The organism is Mycobacterium angelicum, assembly GCF_002086155.1.
In the GTDB taxonomy this organism is placed as follows: Bacteria; Actinomycetota; Actinomycetes; order Mycobacteriales; family Mycobacteriaceae; genus Mycobacterium; species Mycobacterium angelicum.
On record NZ_MVHE01000006.1, the window covers coordinates 94886 to 117058 of the forward strand.

19 protein-coding genes and 2 pseudogenes are annotated in these 22173 nt (G+C 66.4%); 16 read left to right on the forward strand and 5 right to left on the reverse strand.

Features of this window, described 5'->3' with window-relative positions; genetic code table 11:
• Genes priA through hisI form a run of 4 tightly spaced genes read left to right on the forward strand, consistent with a single transcriptional unit; the run spans position 1 to position 2673 of the window.
• Complete coding sequence (gene priA / locus BST12_RS06505; protein ID WP_083112234.1) at positions 1–735, forward strand: bifunctional 1-(5-phosphoribosyl)-5-((5-phosphoribosylamino)methylideneamino)imidazole-4-carboxamide isomerase/phosphoribosylanthranilate isomerase PriA; 735 nt, start codon at positions 1–3, stop codon at positions 733–735.
• A 6-nt stretch (positions 736–741) separates the two neighbouring features.
• Positions 742–1542: an inositol monophosphatase family protein gene (locus tag BST12_RS06510; protein WP_083112236.1), complete on the forward strand. Its 801-nt coding sequence runs from the start codon at positions 742–744 to the stop codon at positions 1540–1542.
• A gap of 1 nt (position 1543) precedes the next feature.
• Positions 1544–2329 (forward strand): imidazole glycerol phosphate synthase subunit HisF, encoded by a 786-nt coding sequence (gene hisF, locus BST12_RS06515; RefSeq protein ID WP_083112237.1) that lies wholly within the window; start codon positions 1544–1546, stop codon positions 2327–2329.
• Positions 2326–2673: a phosphoribosyl-AMP cyclohydrolase gene (gene hisI, locus BST12_RS06520; protein ID WP_083112240.1), complete on the forward strand. Its 348-nt coding sequence runs from the start codon at positions 2326–2328 to the stop codon at positions 2671–2673. The genes hisF and hisI overlap by 4 nt, the downstream gene beginning before the upstream one ends.
• Before the next feature lie 3 nt (positions 2674–2676).
• Here hisI and BST12_RS06525 read toward each other — a convergent pair whose 3' ends face one another.
• Positions 2677–4206, reverse strand: coding sequence for a serine/threonine-protein kinase (locus BST12_RS06525; protein ID WP_083112382.1), 1530 nt, complete (start codon positions 4204–4206; stop codon positions 2677–2679).
• 252 nt (positions 4207–4458) lie between these two features.
• Between BST12_RS06525 and BST12_RS06530 the strand changes: the two genes are divergently transcribed.
• Positions 4459–5538 (forward strand): calcium:cation antiporter, encoded by a 1080-nt coding sequence (locus BST12_RS06530; RefSeq protein WP_139801515.1) that lies wholly within the window; start codon positions 4459–4461, stop codon positions 5536–5538.
• 2 nt (positions 5539–5540) lie between these two features.
• Here BST12_RS06530 and BST12_RS06535 read toward each other — a convergent pair whose 3' ends face one another.
• The gene (locus tag BST12_RS06535; protein ID WP_083112242.1) at positions 5541–6005 is read right to left on the reverse strand and encodes a peroxiredoxin; all 465 of its coding nucleotides are present in this window, start codon (positions 6003–6005) and stop codon (positions 5541–5543) included.
• Between the two features lie 220 nt (positions 6006–6225).
• Here BST12_RS06535 and BST12_RS06540 point away from each other — a divergent pair, with 220 nt between their 5' ends.
• The 8 genes and pseudogenes from BST12_RS06540 to BST12_RS06575 all read left to right on the forward strand — a co-directional run bounded on the left by BST12_RS06540 (position 6226) and on the right by BST12_RS06575 (position 14120).
• The gene (locus tag BST12_RS06540; RefSeq protein ID WP_083112244.1) at positions 6226–7764 is read left to right on the forward strand and encodes an anthranilate synthase component I; all 1539 of its coding nucleotides are present in this window, start codon (positions 6226–6228) and stop codon (positions 7762–7764) included.
• A complete protein-coding gene (locus BST12_RS06545; RefSeq protein ID WP_083112246.1) occupies positions 7757–8410 on the forward strand; it encodes a TIGR02234 family membrane protein in 654 nt (217 codons plus the stop codon). The genes BST12_RS06540 and BST12_RS06545 overlap by 8 nt, the downstream gene beginning before the upstream one ends.
• 90 nt (positions 8411–8500) lie before the next feature.
• Entirely contained in the window at positions 8501–9319 is an 819-nt protein-coding gene (gene trpC, locus BST12_RS06550) for an indole-3-glycerol phosphate synthase TrpC (protein ID WP_083112384.1), read from the forward strand.
• Positions 9320–9354: 35 nt separating this feature from the next.
• The gene (trpB, locus tag BST12_RS06555) at positions 9355–10623 is read left to right on the forward strand and encodes a tryptophan synthase subunit beta (protein ID WP_083112247.1); all 1269 of its coding nucleotides are present in this window, start codon (positions 9355–9357) and stop codon (positions 10621–10623) included.
• The gene (gene trpA / locus BST12_RS06560; protein ID WP_083112250.1) at positions 10620–11432 is read left to right on the forward strand and encodes a tryptophan synthase subunit alpha; all 813 of its coding nucleotides are present in this window, start codon (positions 10620–10622) and stop codon (positions 11430–11432) included. Before trpB ends, trpA begins: the two co-directional genes overlap by 4 nt.
• Positions 11429–12841, forward strand: a pseudogene (locus BST12_RS06565) (prolipoprotein diacylglyceryl transferase); the annotation flags it as partial. The gene trpA and the pseudogene BST12_RS06565, both read left to right, overlap by 4 nt.
• 457 nt (positions 12842–13298) lie before the next feature.
• Positions 13299–13690: pseudogene (locus BST12_RS06570) on the forward strand (NINE protein).
• Entirely contained in the window at positions 13680–14120 is a 441-nt protein-coding gene (locus BST12_RS06575) for a DUF2752 domain-containing protein (RefSeq protein ID WP_083112258.1), read from the forward strand. The pseudogene BST12_RS06570 and the gene BST12_RS06575 overlap by 11 nt, the downstream one beginning before the upstream one ends.
• A gap of 64 nt (positions 14121–14184) precedes the next feature.
• Here BST12_RS06575 and BST12_RS06580 read toward each other — a convergent pair whose 3' ends face one another.
• Positions 14185–14925, reverse strand: coding sequence for a cutinase family protein (locus BST12_RS06580; protein WP_083112260.1), 741 nt, complete (start codon positions 14923–14925; stop codon positions 14185–14187).
• Between the two features lie 255 nt (positions 14926–15180).
• On the opposite strand from BST12_RS06580, the gene pyk reads away from it, so the two are divergent.
• From pyk to BST12_RS06595, 3 genes are all read left to right on the forward strand, one after another.
• Positions 15181–16599: a pyruvate kinase gene (pyk, locus tag BST12_RS06585; RefSeq protein ID WP_083112262.1), complete on the forward strand. Its 1419-nt coding sequence runs from the start codon at positions 15181–15183 to the stop codon at positions 16597–16599.
• 3 nt (positions 16600–16602) lie between these two features.
• Positions 16603–17469: an acyl-CoA thioesterase II gene (locus BST12_RS06590; RefSeq protein WP_083112264.1), complete on the forward strand. Its 867-nt coding sequence runs from the start codon at positions 16603–16605 to the stop codon at positions 17467–17469.
• A gap of 83 nt (positions 17470–17552) precedes the next feature.
• The gene (locus BST12_RS06595; protein WP_139801517.1) at positions 17553–18950 is read left to right on the forward strand and encodes a bifunctional lysylphosphatidylglycerol flippase/synthetase MprF; all 1398 of its coding nucleotides are present in this window, start codon (positions 17553–17555) and stop codon (positions 18948–18950) included.
• Here the strand turns inward: BST12_RS06595 and cydC are convergent.
• Together cydC and cydD are read right to left on the reverse strand one after the other, a co-directional pair.
• The gene (cydC, locus tag BST12_RS06600) at positions 18925–20571 is read right to left on the reverse strand and encodes a thiol reductant ABC exporter subunit CydC (protein WP_083112269.1); all 1647 of its coding nucleotides are present in this window, start codon (positions 20569–20571) and stop codon (positions 18925–18927) included. The genes BST12_RS06595 and cydC overlap by 26 nt on opposite strands.
• On the reverse strand, positions 20558–22171 hold the full coding sequence (gene cydD / locus BST12_RS06605; RefSeq protein WP_264061319.1) for a thiol reductant ABC exporter subunit CydD: 1614 nt from the start codon (positions 22169–22171) through the stop codon (positions 20558–20560). The genes cydC and cydD overlap by 14 nt, the downstream gene beginning before the upstream one ends.
• Positions 22172–22173: the final 2 nt, after the last annotated feature.

Genomic DNA, 22173 nt, shown 5'->3' on the forward strand with positions numbered 1-22173 from the left:
ATGCGATTGATTCTGTTGCCCGCTGTGGACGTCGTCGAGGGTCGTGCCGTGCGGCTGGTGCAGGGCAAGGCCGGCAGCGAAACCGAGTACGGCTCGGCGCTGGACGCCGCACTGGGCTGGCAGCGAGACGGCGCCGAGTGGATCCATCTCGTGGACCTGGACGCCGCCTTCGGCCGCGGCTCCAACCGCGAACTGCTCGCCGAAGTGGTGGGCAAGCTGGATGTTCAGGTAGAGCTGTCCGGTGGCATCCGCGACGACGATTCGCTGGCTGCTGCGCTGGCCACCGGCTGCGCGCGGGTCAATTTGGGTACTGCGGCGCTGGAAAATCCGCAGTGGTGCGCGCGGGCGATCGCCGACCACGGCGACAAGGTCGCCGTCGGTTTGGACGTCCAGATCGTTGATGGCGAGCACCGACTGCGCGGACGCGGCTGGGAAACCGACGGCGGTGACTTGTGGGAGGTACTGGAACGCCTTGACGCCGAAGGGTGTTCGCGCTTCGTCGTCACCGACGTCACCAAAGACGGCACCCTGGGCGGTCCCAATCTCGACCTGCTGGCCGGTGTCGCCGAACGAACCGAGGCACCGGTGATCGCCTCCGGCGGGGTATCCAGCCTGGATGATTTGCGCGCCATTGCCACCTTGACCGACCGCGGGATCGAGGGCGCCATCGTCGGCAAGGCCCTTTACGCCGGGCGATTCACGTTGCCGCAGGCGCTGGCCGCGGTGCGGGAGTAAACCGCAATGGATTTGGACGCGTTGGTGGTCGAGGCTTCGAAGATCCTCGACGCCGCCACCGAGCCGTTTCTGGCCGGCCACCGCGCCGACTCTGCGGTGGCCAAGAAGGGCAATGATTTCGCGACCGAGGTCGACCTCGCGATCGAGCGCCAGGTCGTTGCCGCGCTGGTAGCCGCGACGGGAATCGAGGTGCACGGCGAGGAATTCGGCGGTCCGGACGTCGACTCGCCGTGGGTCTGGGTATTGGACCCCGTCGACGGCACGTTCAATTACGCCGCCGGATCGCCGATGGCCGCGATCCTATTGGGTCTGCTGCACAACGGCGAGCCGGTGGCCGGCCTGACCTGGTTACCGTTCACCGGCGAGCGCTACACCGCCGTGGCCGGTGGCCCGCTGATGAAAAATGGTGTCGCACAGCCGTCGTTGGCGCCCGCAGAACTCTCCGACGCGCTCGTTGCCGCCGGATCGTTCAGCGCGGACTCCCGGGGCCGCTTCCCGGGCCGCTATCGGGTGGCGGTGCTGGAGAACCTCAGCCGAGTGTCTTCACGGCTGCGCATGCACGGTTCCACCGGCATTGACCTGGCCTACGTCGCCGACGGAATACTGGGTGGCGCCATAAGTTTCGGCAGTCACGTATGGGATCACGCAGCCGGTGTGGCGCTGGTGCGGGCCGCCGGCGGCGTCGTCACCAACTTGGCCGGCGAACCGTGGACCCCGGCGTCGCGATCGGCGCTGGCAGCCGCTCCGGGCGTGCACACCCAGATCCTCGAGATCTTGCGCGGCACAGGCGAACCGGAGGACTACTGACGTGTGCCCAGGTAATGATGTTGCGGTGCGAGTGATCCCGTGCCTGGACGTCGACGGTGGCCGGGTGGTCAAGGGCGTCAACTTCGAGAATCTGCGCGACGCGGGCGACCCCGTGGAACTTGCGTCAGCCTATGACGCCGAGGGCGCCGACGAACTGACCTTCCTCGACGTGACCGCATCCTCGTCGGGGCGGGCCACCATGCTGGAGGTGGTGCGCCGCACCGCCGAGCAGGTGTTCATCCCGCTCACCGTCGGCGGCGGGGTACGCACCGTGGCCGACGTCGACATGTTGCTCCGCGCGGGGGCCGACAAGGTTTCGATCAACACCGCGGCCATCGCTCGTCCGGAGCTATTGGCCGAAATGGCAAGGCAATTCGGCTCGCAATGCATTGTGTTGTCCGTCGATGCCCGCACGGTGCCCGCCGGATCGGCTCCGACGCCGTCAGGCTGGGAGGTGACCACCCACGGCGGCCGGCGCGGCACCGGTATCGACGCGGTGGAGTGGGCGGCCCGCGGTGCGGCGCTAGGGGTGGGGGAGATCCTGTTGAACTCGATGGACGCCGACGGCACCAAGGCGGGGTTCGATCTACCGATGCTGCGCGCGGTCCGCGCCGCGGTCACGGTGCCGGTCATCGCCAGCGGTGGCGCCGGCGCCGTGGATCACTTTGCGCCCGCGGTCGCCGCGGGAGCCGATGCGGTGCTGGCCGCCAGCGTCTTTCACTTCCGGGAATTGACCATTGAACAGGTGAAGGCGGCAATGGCGGCGGAAAAGATCGTCGTTCGATGACGCTGCACCCAGACATCGCGGCGCGACTGAAGCGCAACGCCGACGGACTGTTCACGGCCGTCGTCCAGGAACGCGGCACCGGCGACGTGCTGATGGTCGCGTGGATGGACGACGAAGCATTGGCCCGCACCCTGGAAACCCGTGAGGCAACCTACTTTTCGCGATCGCGGGGCGAGCAGTGGATCAAGGGCGCCACGTCCGGCCACACTCAGCACGTCCACTCCGTGCGACTGGACTGCGACGGCGACACCGTGCTGCTGACGGTGGACCAGACCGGCGGTGCCTGCCACACCGGTGACCACAGCTGTTTCGACGCCGCGGTGCTGCTTCAACCCGAGGACTGACGGCTAGCGCGGTGCCACGTCCAAGCCGTTGGCCGCAGCCAGCGCCGCGCGGGTCCATTCGCGCTTGAAAACGGCGGGCTCGATGCGGTCGCGACGGATCAGCTCGACATCGATGGCCTTGCCTTCCGTGACCGCGGCCGGCACCCGGAAGGAGAAGGCCGGCGGATCTGTCGCGATTGCGAGGATCGCATCGGTATCGGCAAAACCGTTGGCGCGCATGACTTTCTCAGCCCACTTGGCGGGTTTGAGGCCGCCGAAGTCCTTCACGTACACCACCCAGAGCCGCAGGCCGCGCTCGTTGTAGAGCTTGGCAAGGGCGCGCTCGACCATGATGCGTTCCCCCGCGGTCAGGACCCCGGCTTGATCGGTGAGATTCTTGGACAGCTGCAATGTCGGCATTGGCGTGGGCTCAGCGCTGCTGGCCGGCGCACCCGATGACTGGCCCGAAGCGTTATCGGCCGGAACGTTGGATTGACCGCTCAGCAGGCGGACGCCGAGCACTACTGCCACCGCGACCAACACCGCGGCGACCAGTGCGACGATCACCGTCGCCGGCTGGATCCGGCGACGGCGTGGCTTCGGCACACTGGCATGCGATGTCGCGATCACCTGCGTAGGACCGGTGAAAGACCCCGTGTCGTCCGCCGCGTCGGCATCGTCAGACATCGGCGGGGCGGCGAAGGCGGCCGCGAAATCCGCGCACGTGGCATAGCGATCGTCGGGGTTCTTGGCGAGCGCTTTGGTGATCACGGCATCGAGATGTGCCAGTTCGGGGCGCTGCGCGCTGATCAGCGGCGGTGGTGCGGTGAGGTGCTGGGTAATGACCACGGCGGGGTTGGAGGCAAGAAACGGGGCAGCGCCGGTCAACAGGTGATAAGCGGTACAACCGAGCGCGTACTGGTCGGCTCGCCCGTCGAGATCGGCGCCCTGGAGTTGCTCGGGCGCGCAATACGCCGTGGTCCCCATCAGCATGTTGGTTGCGGTGAGCCCGCTGATCTCGCCGAGTTGGCGGGCGATGCCGAAATCGGCAAGCAGGATCCGCCGGCGTGGATGGCCGTCGCCGAGCAGGATGTTGGCCGGCTTGACGTCGCGATGCAGCAGCCCGCGCGAATGGGCGTAGTCAAGCGCGTCGGCGATGGCCGTGATGATCTCCACTACCTCGGTGCGGGGCATCCCGGACGGGTATTGGCTGCGCAGCAGTTGGGCCGCATCGGTTCCCTGCACGTAGTCCATCGAGATCCACAGCTGACCTTCGAACTCACCGCGGTCGTGGATGCCGACGATGTGCTCGTTGTACAGGCTCGCGGCCAGGTCGGCTTCCCGGTTGAAGCGTTGCCGGAACTCGAGGTCGGCGGTGAGGCCGCTGGGCAGGATCTTCAGCGCGTCACGGCGGGGCAGGCGGGGATGCTGCGCCAGATACACCTCACCCATCCCGCCGGCACCCAATCGCTCCACGATCGTGTATCCGGCGAATACCTGCCCTTCTTTCAGGCTCGCGTTACGGCCGTCGCTGTGGCCATCGCTTGGCGGCATGCTGAGCATGCTACTGAGACGGCCCATCGGGTCGTCGCTCGGCGCGCTGGTACACTTGGAGCGGTTGTATTGTGGCCGCGATTGCTCGGCTGATATGCGAAATGGGTTGTGGCGCAGCGTGATTCGTAGCCACCGGGGTAGGTGGCAGGGGGCGGATTCGGCGGCCCGGCCCGCTCGCCTTCGATTCTCGAATCATGCTGTGCTGCAACATTTTTGCGTAGCCATCAATGGTTCTTGGGAGGAAACTTTCCAGTGAAGTGGGTGTCCTGGACGCTGGTGGTGCCGCTGCTTGCACTGGTCGCGCTGGCATTGAGCTGGGGCGAGGACATCGGGCCAGTTCTCGGGCTGATCGAGGCGGTGCTGCTGGGCGGGGCGGTTTTGGCTGCCGTTCACCACGCCGAAGTGGTCGCACACCGGGTTGGTGAGCCGTTCGGATCGTTGTTGCTTGCCGTCGCGGTGACCGTCATCGAAGTCGCGCTGATCGTCACGCTGATGGCATCCGGCGGGCCCGAGGCGGCGACGCTGGCCCGCGACACGGTGTTCGCCGCGGTCATGATCACCACCAACGGGATTGCCGGGCTGTCGCTGTTGCTGGGTTCGCTGCGCTACGGCGTGACGCTGTTCAACCCGCAGGGCAGCGGCGCCGCCCTGGCCACGGTCGCCACCTTGGCGACGCTGAGCCTGGTGCTTCCCACGTTCACCACCACTCAGCCGGGTCCGAAGTTCTCCCCGGCACAGCTCGCCTTCGCCGCCGTCGCCTCGCTCGGGCTCTACCTGCTGTTCGCGTTCACCCAAACGGTTCGGCACCGCGACTTCTTCCTGCCGGTCAGGCAAAAAGGCGCAGTCGACGACGACACTCACGCCGACCCGCCGAGCGCCCGGGAGGCGTGGACCAGCCTGGGGTTACTGCTCGCCGCGCTGGTCGCGGTGGTGGGTTTGGCAAAAGTGGAATCGCCGATCATCGAGCGCGGGGTAGCGGCCATCGGATTCCCGCAATCGTTCGTCGGCGTGGTGATCGCCTTGCTGGTGCTGCTCCCGGAGACACTCGCCGCGGCCCGCGCGGCGCGGCAGGGACGCGTCCAGATCAGCCTCAACCTCGCGTATGGCTCCGCGATGGCCAGCATCGGGCTCACCATCCCGACCATTGCGCTCGCCTCGCTGTGGCTCAGCGGCCCGCTATTGCTTGGCCTCGGCTCGACCCAACTGGTGTTGCTGACGCTGACCGTGCTGGTCAGTGTCCTGACGGTGGTGCCTGGCCGGGCCACCCGGCTACAGGGTGAGCTGCATTTGGTGTTGTTAGCCGCCTACTTGTTCCTGGCGGTGATCCCGTAGGCCTAGGCCGAGGAGCGGGCGCGCAACGTCGCCAACGCCTTGTCCGCGTGGGTGTCCATGCTGATTTCGCTGGAAATCACGTCGAGCACCGTGCGGTCGGTGTCGATGACGAACGTCGTTCGCTTGACCGGCATCAGCTTGCCAAGCAGACCCCGCTTGACCCCGAACTGCGTGGCGATGCTGCCGTCGGCGTCGGAGAGCAACGGGTAGTCGAAGTGCTCCTTGTCGGCGAACTTGGCCTGCTTTGCCACGGCATCGGTGCTGATCCCCACCCGGCTGGCGCCCAGGGCGGCGAACTCCTGGCCCAAGTCGCGAAAGTGGCAGGCCTCTTTCGTGCAGCCCGGCGTCATCGCGGCCGGGTAGAAGAACAAGACCACCGGCCCGTCGGATAGCAGGGAGCTGAGTTTCCGTGGCGTGCCGGTCTGGTCGGGAAGCTCGAAGTCGGCCACGGTGTCACCAGTTTTCATGGCCGCCACGCTACGCCCGGATTGCCTGACTCCTCCTCGGGCCACTACATGGCCCGCATCGTCGTCACGCTACGCCCGGATTGCCCGATTGCCGGCCGAGGGCCTTCGCTGTGCGTTGAGGGTGGAAGTGCGGACGGCTTTTCGCCCAGCGCACACATTCGAATCCCAGGATGCACGGTCGATTACCGGATCTGCTCTGCGCGTCTGGGAAGATACCTGCGTGCACCCCCACCTTGCAGCCACAACCACGCGGGAGGATTTCCGCGTACTGGCGGCCGAGCACCGGGTGGTTCCGGTGACGCGCAAGGTCTTGGCCGACAGCGAGACTCCGCTATCGGCATACCGCAAGCTCGCCGCCAACCGCCCGGGGACGTTTCTGCTCGAATCGGCCGAAAATGGCCGGTCGTGGTCGCGCTGGTCGTTCATCGGCGCCGGGTCGCCGACGGCATTGACGGTGCGTGACGGGCAAGCGATATGGCTGGGCGCGGTGCCACAGGATGCCCCCACGGGAGGGGACCCGCTGCAGGCCCTGCACACCACCTTGGAGCTGCTGGCTACTGCGGCCCTGCCGGGGCTTCCGCCGCTGTCGGGGGGCATGGTCGGTTTCTTCGCCTACGACATGGTGCGGCGGCTCGAACGACTGCCCGAACTGGCCGTCGATGACCTGCACCTACCCGACATGCTGCTGCTGCTGGCCACCGACATCGCCGCGGTGGACCACCACGAGGGCACCATCACCCTGATCGCCAACGCGGTGAACTGGAACGGCACCGACGAGCGCGTCGACTGGGCTTATGACGACGCGATCGCCCGGCTTGACGTGATGACCACGGCGCTCGGCCAGCCCCTGCCCTCGACGGTCGCCACTTTCAGCAAGCCCGAACCACAACACCGTGCCCAGCGCAGCGTCGAGGAGTACGGCAAGATCGTCGACTACCTGGTGGACCAGATCGCGGCCGGTGAGGCTTTTCAGGTGGTGCCGTCGCAGCGCTTCGAGATGGACACCGACGTCGATCCCATCGACGTGTACCGGATGTTGCGGGTGACCAACCCGAGCCCGTACATGTATCTGCTGCAAGTGCCGAATAGCGATGGCGCCATTGACTTTTCGATCGTGGGATCCAGCCCGGAGGCGTTGGTCACGGTCCATGACGGCCGGGCAACGACGCATCCGATCGCCGGAACCCGGTGGCGCGGACAGACCGACGAAGAAGATCAGCTGCTGGAAAAGGAGCTGCTCTGCGATGAGAAGGAATTGGCCGAGCACTTGATGCTGGTGGATTTGGGTCGCAACGACCTGGGCCGGGTCTGTGCGCCGGGCACCGTTCGCGTCGAGGATTACAGCCACATCGAACGCTACAGCCACGTCATGCATCTGGTTTCCACGGTGACCGGCCTGCTCAGCGCCGGCCACACCGCCCTGGACGCGGTGACCGCATGCTTTCCCGCCGGGACCTTGTCGGGCGCGCCGAAAGTGCGCGCGATGGAGCTGATCGAAGAAGTCGAGAAAACGCGCCGCGGCTTGTATGGCGGCGTCGTCGGATACCTCGACTTCGCCGGCAACGCCGACTTCGCTATCGCCATCCGCACCGCGCTGATGCGTAACGGCACCGCCTACGTCCAGGCCGGTGGTGGCGTGGTGGCCGATTCCAACGGGCCTTACGAATACAACGAGGCAAGAAACAAAGCGCGGGCCGTGCTGAACGCGATCGCCGCCGCCGAGACACTGGCCGCGCCCGACGTGAGCCCGGGTGACTGACGTCCAGCCCGGCCGGCGGCCCAGGCTGACGATCGGGATAGCCCAACTGCTGCTGGTGGTGGCCGCCGGCGGGCTGTGGGTGGCGTCGCGGCTGCCATGGGTGGTCATCAGGTCCTTCGATGGGCTGGGGCCGCCCAAAGAGGTGTCGCTATCCGGTGCCGCGTGGTCGACCGCGCTGCTCCCGTTGGCGATATTGATGCTGGCCGCGGCTGTCGCGGCGCTCGCGGTGCGGGGCTGGCCGCTGCGCGCGCTGGCCGGCCTGCTGGCGGCCGCGAGCTTTGCGGTCGGGTATCTGGGCGCCAGTCTCTGGGCGATCCCAGACGTTGCCGCGCGCGGCGCCGATCTCGCCCACGTCCCAGTGGTGACGCTGGTGGGCAGCGCACGTCACTACTCCGGCGCGGTGGTCGCGGTAGCGGCCGCGGTGTGCACCTTGATCGCCGCCGTCCTGCTGATGCGCGTCGCAATGTCGGCCGGTACGACGAAGTATGCGGCGCCGGCCGCGCGCCGTTCGGCGACGCAGGGCGACGACGCTGAAGAAACTCCCGAGCCCGTTTCCGACATGTCGGAGCGCATGATTTGGGATGCTCTTGACGAGGGGCGCGACCCGACGGACGCGCCGCGGAAGTCGGACACCGAGGGTCGGTGACGGCGTGCGCGTTGAAGGTCGCTACCCTTCTTGAACGTCGTCGAATTCGGCGTGCGGAGCGTGGGTCACGGTGGGAAGGAGCCCGCAGGCATGAGCCCGGCAAGCGTGCTTGACTCCATTCTCGAGGGAGTTCGGGCCGATGTTGCCGCGCGCGAGGCACGCGTAAGCCTGACGGAGATTAAGGCAGCCGCCGCCGCGGCACCGCCGCCTCTGGATGTGATGGCCGCCCTGCGCGAGCCGGGCATCGGTGTCATCGCCGAGGTCAAGCGGGCCAGCCCGTCGAAGGGCGAATTGGCGCCCATCGCCGATCCGGCGAAGCTGGCGCAGGCCTATGAAGATGGCGGCGCGCGGATCATCAGCGTGCTGACCGAGGAGCGACGTTTCCAAGGATCGCTCGATGACCTGGACGCGGTGCGGGCCGCGGTTTCCATCCCGGTACTGCGCAAAGACTTTGTGGTGCAGCCATATCAGATCCATGAGGCCCGCGCCCACGGCGCCGACATGCTGCTGCTGATCGTCGCGGCTTTGGACCAGTCGGCATTGGTGTCGATGCTCGATCGCACCGAATCTCTCGGCATGACAGCGCTTGTCGAGGTGCACACCGAGCAAGAAGCTGACCGGGCGCTGAAGGCCGGCGCCAATGTAATCGGGGTCAACGCCCGCGATCTCACGACGCTCGAGGTTGACCGGGACTGCTTTGCGCGGATCGCACCCGGGCTGCCCAGCAATGTCATCCGCGTTGCCGAATCCGGTGTGCGTGGCACCGGCGATCTGTTGGCGTACGCCGGCGCGGGCGCTGACGCGGTGCTGGTCGGTGAAGGTCTGGTCAAGAGTGGCGACCCGCGCGCGGCGGTTGCGGATCTGGTCACCGCGGGCACCCATCCGTCCTGTCCGAAACCGGCTCGCTAGCAGTTGATGAGCCGCGTGCGCGTTAAGCCTTGGTAATGGCCGATCTATCCCGACCGGACCTTCCCCGCACGAGTGCTGCCATCGCCGAACGGACAAACCACGATCCTGATGCCGGCGGCCACTTCGGTGTATACGGCGGCCGTTACGTTCCCGAGGCGCTGATGGCGGTGATCGAAGAGGTCACTGTCGCCTATGAAAAAGAACGGGTCGATCAGGATTTCCTGGACACCCTCGACAAGCTGCAGACCCACTATGCCGGCCGCCCGTCGCCGCTGTACGAAGCAACCCGGCTCAGCGAGCATGCCGGGTCGGCGCGCATCTTCTTGAAGCGAGAAGACCTGAACCACACCGGTTCTCACAAGATCAACAACGTCCTTGGCCAGGCGTTGCTGGCCCGCAGGATGGGTAAGACCCGGGTGATCGCCGAGACCGGTGCCGGCCAGCATGGTGTGGCAACCGCCACCGCGTGCGCGTTGCTCGGTCTGGACTGCGTGATTTACATGGGGGCCGTCGACACCGCTCGACAAGCGCTCAACGTCGCGCGGATGCGCCTACTGGGCGCCCGGGTGGTCTCCGTGGAAACCGGCTCGCAAACCCTCAAAGACGCCATCAATGAGGCGTTCCGGGATTGGGTCACCAACGCCGACGCAACCTACTACTGCTTCGGCACCGCCGCCGGCCCGCACCCCTTTCCGACCATGGTTCGCGATTTCCAGCGGATCATCGGCATGGAGGCGCGGGTGCAGATTCAGACGCAGGCGGGCAGGTTGCCCGATGCCGTCACCGCCTGCGTCGGCGGCGGATCCAATGCGATCGGGATCTTTCACGCGTTTCTCGACGATCCCGGTGTGCGCCTCGTCGGCTACGAGGCGGCCGGCGACGGGGTCGAGACCGGAAGGCACGCGGCGACATTCACCGGCGGTTCGCCCGGGGCGTTTCAGGGATCGTATTCCTACCTATTGCAGGACGCGGATGGCCAGACCATCGAATCCCATTCGATATCAGCGGGTTTGGACTATCCGGGCGTGGGTCCCGAACATGCCTGGCTCAAGGAGATAGGCCGCGTCGACTACCAACCGATCACCGACTCGGAAGCGATGGAAGCGTTCGGTCTGCTGTGTCGCGCCGAAGGCATCATTCCGGCCATCGAATCCGCGCATGCGGTGGCCGGTGCCTTGAAGCTGGGTGTCGAGTTGGGCAGGGGCGCAGTCATTGTGGTGAATCTGTCCGGTCGCGGTGACAAGGATGTCGAGACGGCCGCCAAGTGGTTCGGCCTGCTGAGCCCCGACGCGGATAAGCGATGAAGACTACCGAACAAAGCGAAGCAAGCAGGCTCAGTGGGCTTTTCGATTCGTGCCGCGCCGAGGGCCGCGCGGCACTGATCGGTTACCTGCCCACCGGTTATCCCGACGTCCCGGCATCCGTGGACGCGATGACGGCACTCGTCGAATCCGGTTGCGACATAATCGAAGTCGGCGTGCCCTATTCGGATCCCGGAATGGACGGCCCCACCATCCAGCGGGCGACCGAAGCCGCGCTGACCGGGGGAGTGCGGGTGCGCGACACGTTGGCCGCGGTGGAGGCGATCAGCAGCGCCGGTGGTCGTGCGGTGGTGATGACCTATTGGAATCCGGTGCTGCGTTATGGGGTTGACGCATTTGCGCGGGACCTGGCGTCGGCCGGCGGGCATGGTTTGATCACTCCCGACCTCATTCCCGACGAGGCCCAACAGTGGCTGGCGGCATCCGAGGAGCATCGATTGGATCGCATATTTCTGGTGGCGCCGTCGTCCACGCCCGAACGTTTGGCGACCACCGTCGAGGCCTCACGAGGATTCGTTTACGCGGCCTCGACGATGGGTGTGACCGGGGCCCGCGATGCCGTGTCGCATGCTGCCCCCGAATTGGTGGCCCGGGTGAAGGCGGTCTCTGACATACCCGTCGGCGTCGGCCTGGGTGTGCGGTCGGGAGAGCAAGCCGCGCAGATCGGCGGCTATGCCGACGGTGTCATCGTCGGTTCGGCGTTGGTGTCGGCGTTGGGCGAGGGGTTGCCCAGATTGCGCGCGCTGACCGAGGAACTTGCCGCCGGTGTGCGTCGGAGGGTGTCCGCATGACGACGACGTGGCTCGCGTATTTTCCCAGCCCGCCGCGCGGGGTCTGGCACCTTGGGCCGCTGCCCTTGCGTGCCTACGCGTTTTTCATCATCACCGGCATCATCGTCGCGCTGTTGATCGGTGACCGGCGCTTTGTCGCCCGCGGTGGTGAGCGCGGCGTTATCTACGACATTGCACTGTGGCTGGTCCCCTTCGGGTTGATAGGCGGCCGGCTGTACCACTTGGCCACCGATTGGCCGACGTATTTCGGACCGGGCGGGGCCGGACTGGGTGCGGCGCTGCGAATCTGGGATGGCGGCCTGGGTATCTGGGGTGCCGTCGCCCTGGGGGCGGTCGGCGCGTGGATCGGTTGCCGGCGACGCGGAATTCCGTTGCCGGCCTTCCTGGATGCGGTTGCACCCGGGGTCGTACTGGCGCAGGCTATCGGCCGTCTCGGAAACTATTTCAACCAAGAGCTCTACGGCCGGGAGACCACGCTGCCGTGGGGACTGGAAATTTTCTATCGGCGCGATCCCGCGGGATTCGTTGACGTCCATTCGCTGGACGGTGTCTCGACGGGGCAGGTTGCGCTCGTTGTGCAGCCGACGTTCCTCTACGAATTGATTTGGAACGTCCTGGTATTCGCCGCATTGATCTATTTGGACCGCCGATTCACGATCGGGCACGGCCGGTTGTTCGGGCTCTACGTCGCCTTGTACTGCGTCGGCCGATTCTGTGTGGAGCTGCTGCGTGATGACACCGCCACACATATCGCCGGCATCCGGATCAATTCGTTCACTTCGACCTTCGTGTTCATCGGCGCGGTGGTGTACGTCATCTTGGCGCCGAAGGGCCGCGAGGATCGGGCGACGGTGCGTGGTCATGTGGAGGTCGCCGAGGAAGAGCGTGAACTCGAGCCGGCAGAGGTCAGCGCTTCGGAAGAGACGGCCGCGGCGGCGACCGTTGCGGGAACTGCGGCTACTTCGGGCCGCGACGACGCAGGTGATTCGGCGGACACGGTTCACGCTGCCGAAGTAGCGGAGGCTGACACGGCAAAGGCTGAAGTTTCAGAGCCATCTGAGGCATCTGAGTCACCGGAGCCATCAGAGCCATCTGAGCGTTCTGAGCCATCGGAGACGGAAGCCGCGGAGACGGAGGCCGCCGAGGTCGAGGCGGAAGAACCCGAAACCGTCCAGGCTGAGGTTGTCGAGCCTGCGGTCGAAGAGCCTGAGGAGCCCGAGGTCGAAGAGGCTGAGGCTGAAGAGGCTGAGGACGAGGAGGCTGAGGCCGAGGAGCCGGAAGCCGAAGAACCCGAGGCGGAAGAGGCTGAGGCTGAAGAAGCCGAGGCTGAAGTAGTCGAGGCGGGGGAGGCTGAGGCCGAGGAGCCGGAAGCCGAAGAACCCGAGGCGGAAGAGGCTGAGGACGAAGAAGCCGAAGCTGAAGAAGTCGAGGCGGGGGAGGCTGAGGCCGAGGAGCCGGAAGCCGAAGAACCCGAGGCGGAAGAGGCTGAGGACGAAGAAGCCGAAGCTGAAGAAGTCGAGGCTGAAGAACCTGAGGCTGACGAAGCCGAGGCTGAAGAAGTCGAGGTTGAAGAACCTGAGGCCGAAGAAACCGAGGCCGAAGAGGACGGGGCTGAAGAGGCTGAGGCCGAAGAGCCTGAGATCGAAGAGGCGGAGGCGGAGCCTGAGGTCGCCGAAGCCGAAGAGCCCGAGGCCGAAGAGCCCGAAGCCGAAGAGCCCGAGGCCGACGAGCCCGAAGCCGAAGCCGAAGAGCCCGAAGCTGAAGAACCTGAAGTCGAAGAGCCGACCCCAACTCCCGTCACAGCCCGCCAGGGCTGGAGAGCCCGGTTGAGGAGCCGTCGGCAGCGTCGATAGAGACCGATCTGGCATGCTGAAACGGTGACTGACCAGCCGTGGTCCGGTGCGCCAGAGCCTGGCCCCTACCAACAGCAACCCGGATACCCGCCGCCCTTCCCCCCGCAGTACTTCGGTGGGAACTACGACCCGTCCGCGCCGTATGGCCGGCATCCGGTTACCGGGCAACCCTATTCGGATAAGTCCAAGGTCGTCGCGGGCCTGTTGCAACTACTTGGACTTTTCGGCATCGCCGGTATCGGGCGCATCTACATCGGTGAAACGGGTTTGGGTATCGCGCAGCTGTTGGTGGGCTGGGTGACGTGCGGATTGGGCGCAATCATCTGGGGCATCATCGACGCCGTATTGATGCTGACCGACAAGGTCAGCGACGCCCAAGGACGCCCATTGCGCGATGGAACCTGATCGAACCTTCCCGACGTCGGACGCCCGGAATCATCGACGACGGCGCCCGGGCCTTTATGGCGCCGCCGGTTCGGCCGCGCTGCTGGCCGGCGCGCTCGGCTATATCGGCTTCGTCGACCCGCACAACACGCAGTCGGTGTACCCGCAATGCCCGTTCAAATGGCTCACCGGCTGGAATTGCCCCGCCTGCGGCGGCCTGCGAATGACCCACGATCTGCTGCACGGCGATTTCGTCGCCAGCATCTACGACAATGTCTTCTTGCTCGTCGGCCTTCCCCTGCTGGCGGGCTGGGTTCTGCTGCGCCGCAGCCGCGGCCAGTCATTGCGGTCAATACCGACAGCGATCACGATCGTGGTGGCGATGACGGCGTGGACGGTACTGCGTAACCTACCCGGTTTCCCTTTGGTGCCAACCGTTTTCAGCGGGTAACCTCGACTCCCGGCAACGCACGGTCAGCCGGCTCACCGCCGTCGGTTGTCGAGGTCAGCGTGACTCAGCTTCCAAAACCACCCGGCGCAGGGGCGCTGGCGCCAAGATGGCTGGCGGCAAAAGCCGCGCCTTGGTCGATCATCATGCCGTCATCCGCGTACGCATTGTGGGCCGCGAAGTTGAGCCCCTGCGAGCACACCGGGTCGTCGGTTGCGCATACCTTGATGGTCTTCGCCTGGTACAGGGGACCGATGGCGACCGGCGGCTGTCCAAGGAATTCCATCGCGCGGACGTTGGGCAGGCCGAAGAGCACGATCGACGAGACGTGGCTGGCGACTTGGGGATCAAGCGGTTTGGGAACGGTCGTCGGATCGATCCCGTCGGGCACGGCAGACGAGGTGACGAAGCCCATCACGGCCGCGCCCTGCGAATAGCCGCCGAGCACCATCTGCGTATTGGGACAAGTGCCGGCCATCGAAACGACGTGGGCGCCAGCGTCTCTGATGCCGTCGACGCCAGTGGCCCACTCGTCGCTGGCGGGATAGTTGACCGGATATACGCCTAACGACTTCGCGCCGATGCGAGGACGCAGGTTGTCGATGAAGGCCTGACCGGTTGGGCCGACGCCGGGATCCTCACCGGTGCCGCGGGCGAACACCACCTCGACATCGGGGCAGGCTTCGCCCGACGCCGACGGAACGGCGATGCCGGAAAGGACGGATGCGCTGACGGTCCACACGGCCGCAGCCGCTGGACCTGCGATACGAAGGAACGGGCGTGCAATCATGACGCAGTAGTTGCCCACGTAAGCGCCTGCTCAAACAGACTTTTTCGGCCACAATTGCACATCGGTAAAACCACTCCCGAACCGTCTGGGGCGGGTTGGCCATCCCTGCCGGACATAGACTCGACTCCTGTTGCAAAGTTGTTGTCAGACAAAAAGATACACCTGATCAATCGATCGTGCTCAAGTCTTTTGGGCCGGGGAGGCGCCTCGGCGGCATGCGTAGCATCGCCGAGGCGCACCGCAGGCAGCTAAGCACGACTATGCTTTGTCGTCGTGACAAGACGCGGAAAGATCGTCTGCACTCTCGGTCCGGCCACTGCGCAGGATGACTTGGTCAGGGCGCTCGTCGAAGCCGGAATGGACGTCGCCCGAATGAACTTCAGCCACGGCGACTACGCGGACCACAAGGCCGCTTATGAGCGGGTCCGAGCAGCCTCCGACGCCACCGGCCGGGCCGTCGGCGTGCTCGCCGACCTGCAGGGCCCGAAAATCAGGCTGGGCCGCTTCGCCACCGGGCCCACCTACTGGGCCGACGGCGAAACCGTCCGGATCACCGTCGCCGATTGCGACGGCAGCCACGACCGGGTGTCCACCACCTACAAGAGATTGGCCCAGGACGCCGTCGCCGGAGACCGGGTCCTGGTCGACGACGGCAAGGTCGGGCTGCTGGTCGATCACGTCGAGGGTGACGACGTGGTCTGCACGGTCACCGAGGGCGGTCCGGTCAGCAACAACAAGGGCATCTCCCTGCCCGGGATGAACGTCTCGGCGCCGGCACTATCGGAAAAGGACATCGAGGACCTCACCTTCGCGATGGACCTCGGCGTCGACATGGTGGCGCTTTCCTTCGTCCGCTCGCCGTCGGACGTCGAGCTGGTGCACGAGATCATGGATCGGATCGGCCGGCGTGTCCCCGTGATCGCCAAGCTGGAAAAGCCGGAAGCCATCGACAACCTCGAGGCCATCGTGCTGGCCTTCGACGCCGTCATGGTGGCGCGCGGCGACCTGGGTGTGGAGCTGCCGCTGGAAGAGGTTCCGCTGGTGCAGAAGCGGGCGATCCAGATCGCCCGGGAGAACGCCAAGCCGGTCATCGTGGCTACCCAGATGCTCGACTCGATGATCGAGAATTCCCGGCCGACCCGGGCCGAGGCCTCCGACGTCGCCAATGCCGTGCTGGACGGCGCCGACGCGTTGATGCTCTCCGGTGAGACGTCGGTGGGGAAGTACCCGCTGCTGGCGGTCCAGACGATGTCGCGGATCGTGTGCGCCGTAGAGGAGAACTCGACGGCCGCTCCGCCACTGACTCACGTGCCGCGCACCAAGCGCGGAGTGATCTCCTACGCCGCGCGCGACATCGGCGAGCGGCTGGACGCCAAGGCGCTGGTCGCATTCACCCAATCCGGCGACACCGTGCGAAGGCTGGCGCGTCTGCACACCCCGCTGCCGCTGCTGGCCTTTACCGCGTGGCCCGAGGTGCGCAGTCAGCTCGCGATGACCTGGGGCACCGAAACCTTCATCGTCCCGATGATGACGTCCACCGACGGCATGATCCGCCAGGTGGACAAGTCGCTGCTCGAAATGGGCCGCTACAAGCGCGGTGACCTGGTTGTCATCGTGGCGGGTGCGCCGCCGGGCACAGTGGGTTCGACGAACCTGATCCATGTGCACCGGATCGGCGAGGACGACGTCTAGAGCGTGTCGGACTTTCAGGAACTGCTGGACGTACTGGATCTCAATCGCATCTCCGAGGACCGGTTTGTCGGTTCCCATCCCAGCAAGAACCCGATGCGGACATTCGGTGGCCAGCTCATGGCGCAGTCGTTCGTCGCCAGCAGCCGCAGCCTGATCCGTGCCGACTTGCCGCCGAGCGCTTTTTCGGTGCACTTCATCAATGGCGGTGACACCGGCAAGGACATCGAGTTCCACGTGCAGCGGCTGCGCGACGAGCGTCGCTTCGCCAACCGGCGCGTCGATGCGGTGCAGGACGGTGTGCTGTTGTCCTCCGCGCTGGTCTCCTACATGTCCGGCGGCGCCGGCCTCGAGCACGCCGTCGAACCCCCAGAGGTGGTCAAGCCGCACGCGCTGCCCACGATCGGCGAGTTGCTGCGGGGCTACGAGCAAACCGTTCCGCATTTCGTCAACGCGCTGCAGCCCATCGAATGGCGCTACACGAATGACCCGTCGTGGGTGATGCGGGACAAGGGTGACCGGCTCGGCTACAACCGGGTCTGGGTCAAGGCGTTGGGCGCGATGCCTGACGATCCCGTGCTGCACACCGCGACCATGCTCTACTCATCGGATACCACCGTGCTGGACTCGGTGATCACCACCCACGGCCTGTCCTGGGGTTTCGACCGAATTTTTGCCGCCTCGGCCAACCACTCGGTGTGGTTTCACCGGCAGGTCAATTTCGACGACTGGGTGCTGTATTCGACGTCGTCGCCGGTGGCCGCGGATTCGCGTGGCCTGGGCAGCGGGCATTTCTTCGACAGCTCGGGGCAACTCGTCGCGACCGTGGTGCAAGAAGGCGTCCTGAAATACTTTCCGGCCGCCGGCCGATAGACAGGTCAGGTGCCGAAGACCCTCGTCACGGCGGTGATTCGGCGTAACGTTTTCGGGTAGACGCAGCTCATCGGGAGGTGAGTGTGAAAGAGTCGTCGGTCGACGTCCTCGCGAGGCTGCGCGCCCACCAGCGTGTTGTCGTAAACGTCGGTTCGGTGCGGGCGCGCTGGGTCGGTGCTTTGGCCGTCTTCTGCGCGGCGTGCTGGCTGATCTCACTGCTGGCCCGAAACTACCGGCACGAAAACTGGCAGGCCGCCGGCCGGTTGGCTTGGTCGCTGACGGTGTTGGCCGCGGTGGCCTTGATCGCCCGCGGAATCTTTCTGGGCCGTCCGGTAACGGCGATGCACGCTGGTGCGGCGGCCGGCTTCCTGCTGGTGGGCCTGGGTGCCCATGTGCTGTCGTTCGACTTGCTCGGTGACGTGTTGGTCGCCGGTTCGGGCCTGGTGCTGATGTGGTCGACGACGGCGCATCCACGGCAACAAGATCTGCTCCGGGTGTGGGCGTTGATCAGCGCGACCAAGGAAGACCCGTTGGCGCCCTTCGCCATGCAGACGGGCAAGTGCTACCACTTCAGCGCTGAGGGGGCAGCGGCGCTGGCCTACCGGACCCGGCTGGGGTTCGCGGTAGTCAGCGGGGATCCCGTCGGTGATGAAGCGCAATTTCGCACACTGGTAGCCGATTTCGCCGCGATGTGCCACACCCGTGGCTGGCGGATGGTTGTGGTCGGCTGCAGTGAGCGGCGGCTGGACCTGTGGACCGACCCCGCGGTAATCGGACAAGCGTTGCGGGCCATCCCGATTGGGCGAGATGTCGTTGTCGACGTTTCCAGCTTCGAGATGGTTGGCCGCAAATTCCGCAATCTCCGTCAGGCAGTGCGGCGTACCCATAACGCCGGCATCACCACCGAGATCGTGGCCGAACAGGCGCTCGACGACGAGCAGCGGGCCGAGCTGACCGAGGTGCTGGTGGCTTCACCCAAAGGGACCCGCACCGATCGTGGCTTCTGCATGAACCTGGACGGCGTACTGGAGGGCCGATTCCCGGGAGTGCAGCTGATCATCGCCAGGGACGCGTCGGGCAAGGCACAGGGCTTCGACCGCTTCACCACGGCCGGCGCCGGCAGTGACATCTCGCTTGACGTGCCGTGGCGCCGCCGCGGGGCGCCCAACGGCCTGGACGAACGTCTCACCATCGACATGATCGAAGCCACCAAAAATGCTGGGGGACAACGGGTATCGCTGGCCTTCGCGGCGTTCCCGGAACTGTTCGATGAAGGGCAGCGCAGCTGGTTGCACCGCATGTTCTACCGGCTGATACATGTGCTGGATCCGCTGATCGCGCTGGAGTCGCTGTACCGGTACCTGCGCAAGTTTCACGCAATGGACTGCCGCCGGTATGCATTGGTCACGCTGAGGCAGGTAGTTCCGTTGATGTTCGTGTTGCTGTCGCTGGAGTTCATGCCGCGCCGGCGACATCTGTGATGGCCAGCGTGGCACAGCACGTGTCGTCGGGCAGCTGGTGAGTCGCCACCACGACGGTCCGTTGTGGTAGCAACGTGGAATCGCTACTCAGTAGATCAGTGAGCAAAAGCTCGGCGTCGGCCGCGTCGAGATGCTCGGTGGGTTCGTCGAGCAGCACGATTTTGGCGGGCGAGAGGATCGCTCGGGCCAGCAGCAACCGCCTGCGCTGACCGGCCGAGACCGCTTGTGCGCCACCGGTCAACACGGTCGCCAGGCCCGCCGGCAGGCCGGTCAGCCACCCGCCGAGGCCGACCAGCTGCAGGGTGGCCGTCAGTTCCTCGTCGGTGCAGTCGCCCCGGGCGACCAGCAAATTGTCCCGGACCGTGGTGGCGAAGATGTGCGCGTCCTCGGCGAAAAATGTTATCCTGCTGCGTAATTCGGCTTCATCGAGGCGGCTCAGCTCAATTCCGTCCAGGTATATCTGCCCGCATATTGGCGGCAGCAGGCCGGCCAACGTCATCAGCAGTGTCGTCTTGCCCGAACCGCTGGCGCCGGTGACAGCCAGCCGGGCCCCCGGTGTGAGGTCGACCGCCGCATGAATCGACTGCGCCGCAGTGTGACCGGAACGGAGATCAGCCGATAGCCGGCCGTGGACAGCGGGTGGCGATAGCGGCGCTGTGGGTTCAGCGGGGTGGGCCGGGGCCAGGTCCAGCAGGCGATGTGCGGCGATTCGGGATCGCGTCATCTGGATGGCGGCGGCGGGAAGGGCGTTGGTCGCCTCGAATGCCGACAGCGGCAACAACATCAGGATTGCCAGCGTCGTCGGCGCAACCGTAGGCGCGATGGCAATTCCAGCCACCACCGCACCGAGCACGCTGACCGCGATTGCGGCCGTCGGCATGGCCTCGGCGACGGCGGCGGGCCGTGCGGCTGCATCGAGGGCTGCACCCCAGGCGCGTTGCCGCCGTTGCGATTCGGCGATGATCCGCGGCAGTGCGCCGGCGACACGAAGTTCGGGTCCATGTTCGAGTGCGACGAGCGCGGACGTGTCACGCTCGGAATGATGCTGGCGGGCAAGGGTTTCCTGCGCCGCGGCGGCACGGCCCGCTAGCCACGGCGCGACTACTCCGGCGACCACCAGACAGATCGCGAGTATGCCGGCGGCGGGCACCGAGATGATTCCGACAATCACGGTCGCCGCGATCGCGAGCACGGCGGCGACCCCGATCGGCACCACGGCGCGCACCAACACGTCGGCCAGGGCGTCGACGTCAGCGCCGACACGTGCCACCAGTTCGCCGCTGTGCAGCCGAACGGTGGCCGAGGCCGGCCCGTGCGCCAGCCGCTCGTAAAGCCGCACCCGGGCGGTGCCCGCCGCGCGCAGCGCCGTGTCATGGGTGGCCAGTCGCTCGCAATAGTGCAAGACGCCTCGCGAGATCGCGAACATGCGCACTGCCACTACCGCGACGGACAGGTCGAGGATCGGAGGCATCTGCCAGGCGCGGGTGATGAGCCATGCCGAAACACCGGCCAGCGCCAGGGCGCTGCCCAGCGACAGCACCCCGAGCGTGATGGCGACCAGGATCCGCGGCAGCCGGGGCCCCAATAGCTCTATCGCTGGGCTGGCATCACACCGGCGCATAGTCCACCCGGCTCTCGGCGGTCACGACGACGACCCGGTCGCCGATCGCGACGACCCGTTCGCGATGGCCGACGACCACCACGGTCGCACCGGCGCGGGCACGCTCGACGAGGGCCGCGAGGACGTGGTCCTCGGTGCGGGCGTCCAGGTGTGCGGTCGGTTCATCCAGCAGTAGCACGGCTTTGGGCGACCCAAGCGCCCTGGCCAGGCCCAAGCGTTGCCGCTGGCCCAGGGAAAGCCCCACCCCACCGCGTCCCAGCACGGTATCCAGCCCATCGGGCAGCTCGGCCAGCACCGCGTCGAATCCGGCCGTCGCACAAGCTCTTTCAAGATCGTCCAGGGGGCCGAACAGCAGCAGATTGTCGCGTACGGTTCCGGGCAGCAGCACCGGGCGCTGCGGCAGCCAGGACAATTGCCGCCACCAATCGGCCGGCGTGAGTTCGCCCACCTCGACCCCGGCTACGGTGACCCGTCCGGCCGACGGCGGGGTGAGTCCCGCGATCACCTGCAGCGTGGTGGTTTTGCCGGCGCCGTTAGGTCCGGTCAGCACGGTCACCCGGCCGGGTTCGATTACCGCCGTCAGGTCACGCGGCGCGCGGCCGTCCCGGGCCGCGACGCTGAGCCCCGCCAGGCGAATCTCGGCGCCCCGGGCGGTGACGGTGTGCCCGCGCGGTCTTTGCGGCTCCGGCTCGCCGATGAGCGCGAAGGCCTTGTCAGCCGCGGTTTTACCGTCCTGGGCCGCATGGAATTCCACGCCGACGCGGCGCAGCGGCCAGTACACGTCGGGTGCGAGCAGCAGGACCGTCAAACCGGCGGTCAAACTCATCTCGCCGAACAGCAAGCGAAGGCCGATACTCACCGCAACCAGCGCCACCCCGAGCGTGGCCAGCAGTTCCAGCACCAGCGCCGACAGGAACGCGATCCGCAGCGTCGCCATGGTCGAGCGTCGATGTGCGGCACCGAGTTCGGCGATGCGCTGTTCCGGCCCGCAAGCCCGGCCCAGTGCGCGCAACGTTGGGATCCCGGCGATCAGATCGAGCAACCGTGCTTGCAGCGTGGTCATCGCCGCCAGTGCTGCCGCCGATCGGTCGGCGGTGGCCATTCCGATCAGCACCATGAAGATCGGTATCAGCGGCAGCGTAATCGCCACGATCGCCATCGATTTCATGTCGTAGACGGCGATCACCGCGACGGTGGCCGGGGTCAGGATCGCGGCCAGCAGCAGCGTCGGCAGATAGCCGGTGAAGTAGGGGCGCAGGCCGTCCAGGCCCCGGGTGACCACGACTGTGGCAGCGTCGCGTTGTGCGGCCAGCACACTGGGCTCGCGCGAGGTCACCGCGGCCAGCACCTGGCCGCTGAGATCGGCAATGATCGCGGTGGCTCCCCGTTGTCCTAAGCGCGCCTGTAGCCAGTGCGTCAGCGTGCGGATTACCCACAGCACCAACAGGATTGACAAAGGTTCGGCCCAGCAGCGCAGGCAACGAGCCGAGGGGTCGGCCACCACCCGTGCGACGATGCCCGCCAGGACTATCGCCGAGCCGATGGCGCAGCCGGAGATCACCACGCCGCAGCCCACCGCCGCCACCAGGTAGCGGCGCAGCG

Excerpts from the sequence above, each read along its gene's own strand:
- priA (WP_083112234.1), top strand. The coding sequence starts at position 1 with ATGCGATTGATTCTGTTGCCCGCTGTGGACGTCGTCGAGGGTCGTGCC.
- BST12_RS06525 (WP_083112382.1), bottom strand. The coding sequence starts at position 4,206 with ATGCCGCCAAGCGATGGCCACAGCGACGGCCGTAACGCGAGCCTGAAA.
- trpA (WP_083112250.1), top strand. The coding sequence starts at position 10,620 with ATGAAGACTACCGAACAAAGCGAAGCAAGCAGGCTCAGTGGGCTTTTC.
- BST12_RS06575 (WP_083112258.1), top strand. The coding sequence starts at position 13,680 with ATGGAACCTGATCGAACCTTCCCGACGTCGGACGCCCGGAATCATCGA.
- cydC (WP_083112269.1), bottom strand. The coding sequence starts at position 20,571 with ATGCGCCGGTGTGATGCCAGCCCAGCGATAGAGCTATTGGGGCCCCGG.
- hisI (WP_083112240.1), top strand. The coding sequence starts at position 2,326 with ATGACGCTGCACCCAGACATCGCGGCGCGACTGAAGCGCAACGCCGAC.
- trpC (WP_083112384.1), top strand. The coding sequence starts at position 8,501 with ATGAGCCCGGCAAGCGTGCTTGACTCCATTCTCGAGGGAGTTCGGGCC.
- BST12_RS06510 (WP_083112236.1), top strand. The coding sequence starts at position 742 with ATGGATTTGGACGCGTTGGTGGTCGAGGCTTCGAAGATCCTCGACGCC.
- BST12_RS06535 (WP_083112242.1), bottom strand. The coding sequence starts at position 6,005 with ATGAAAACTGGTGACACCGTGGCCGACTTCGAGCTTCCCGACCAGACC.
- trpB (WP_083112247.1), top strand. The coding sequence starts at position 9,355 with ATGGCCGATCTATCCCGACCGGACCTTCCCCGCACGAGTGCTGCCATC.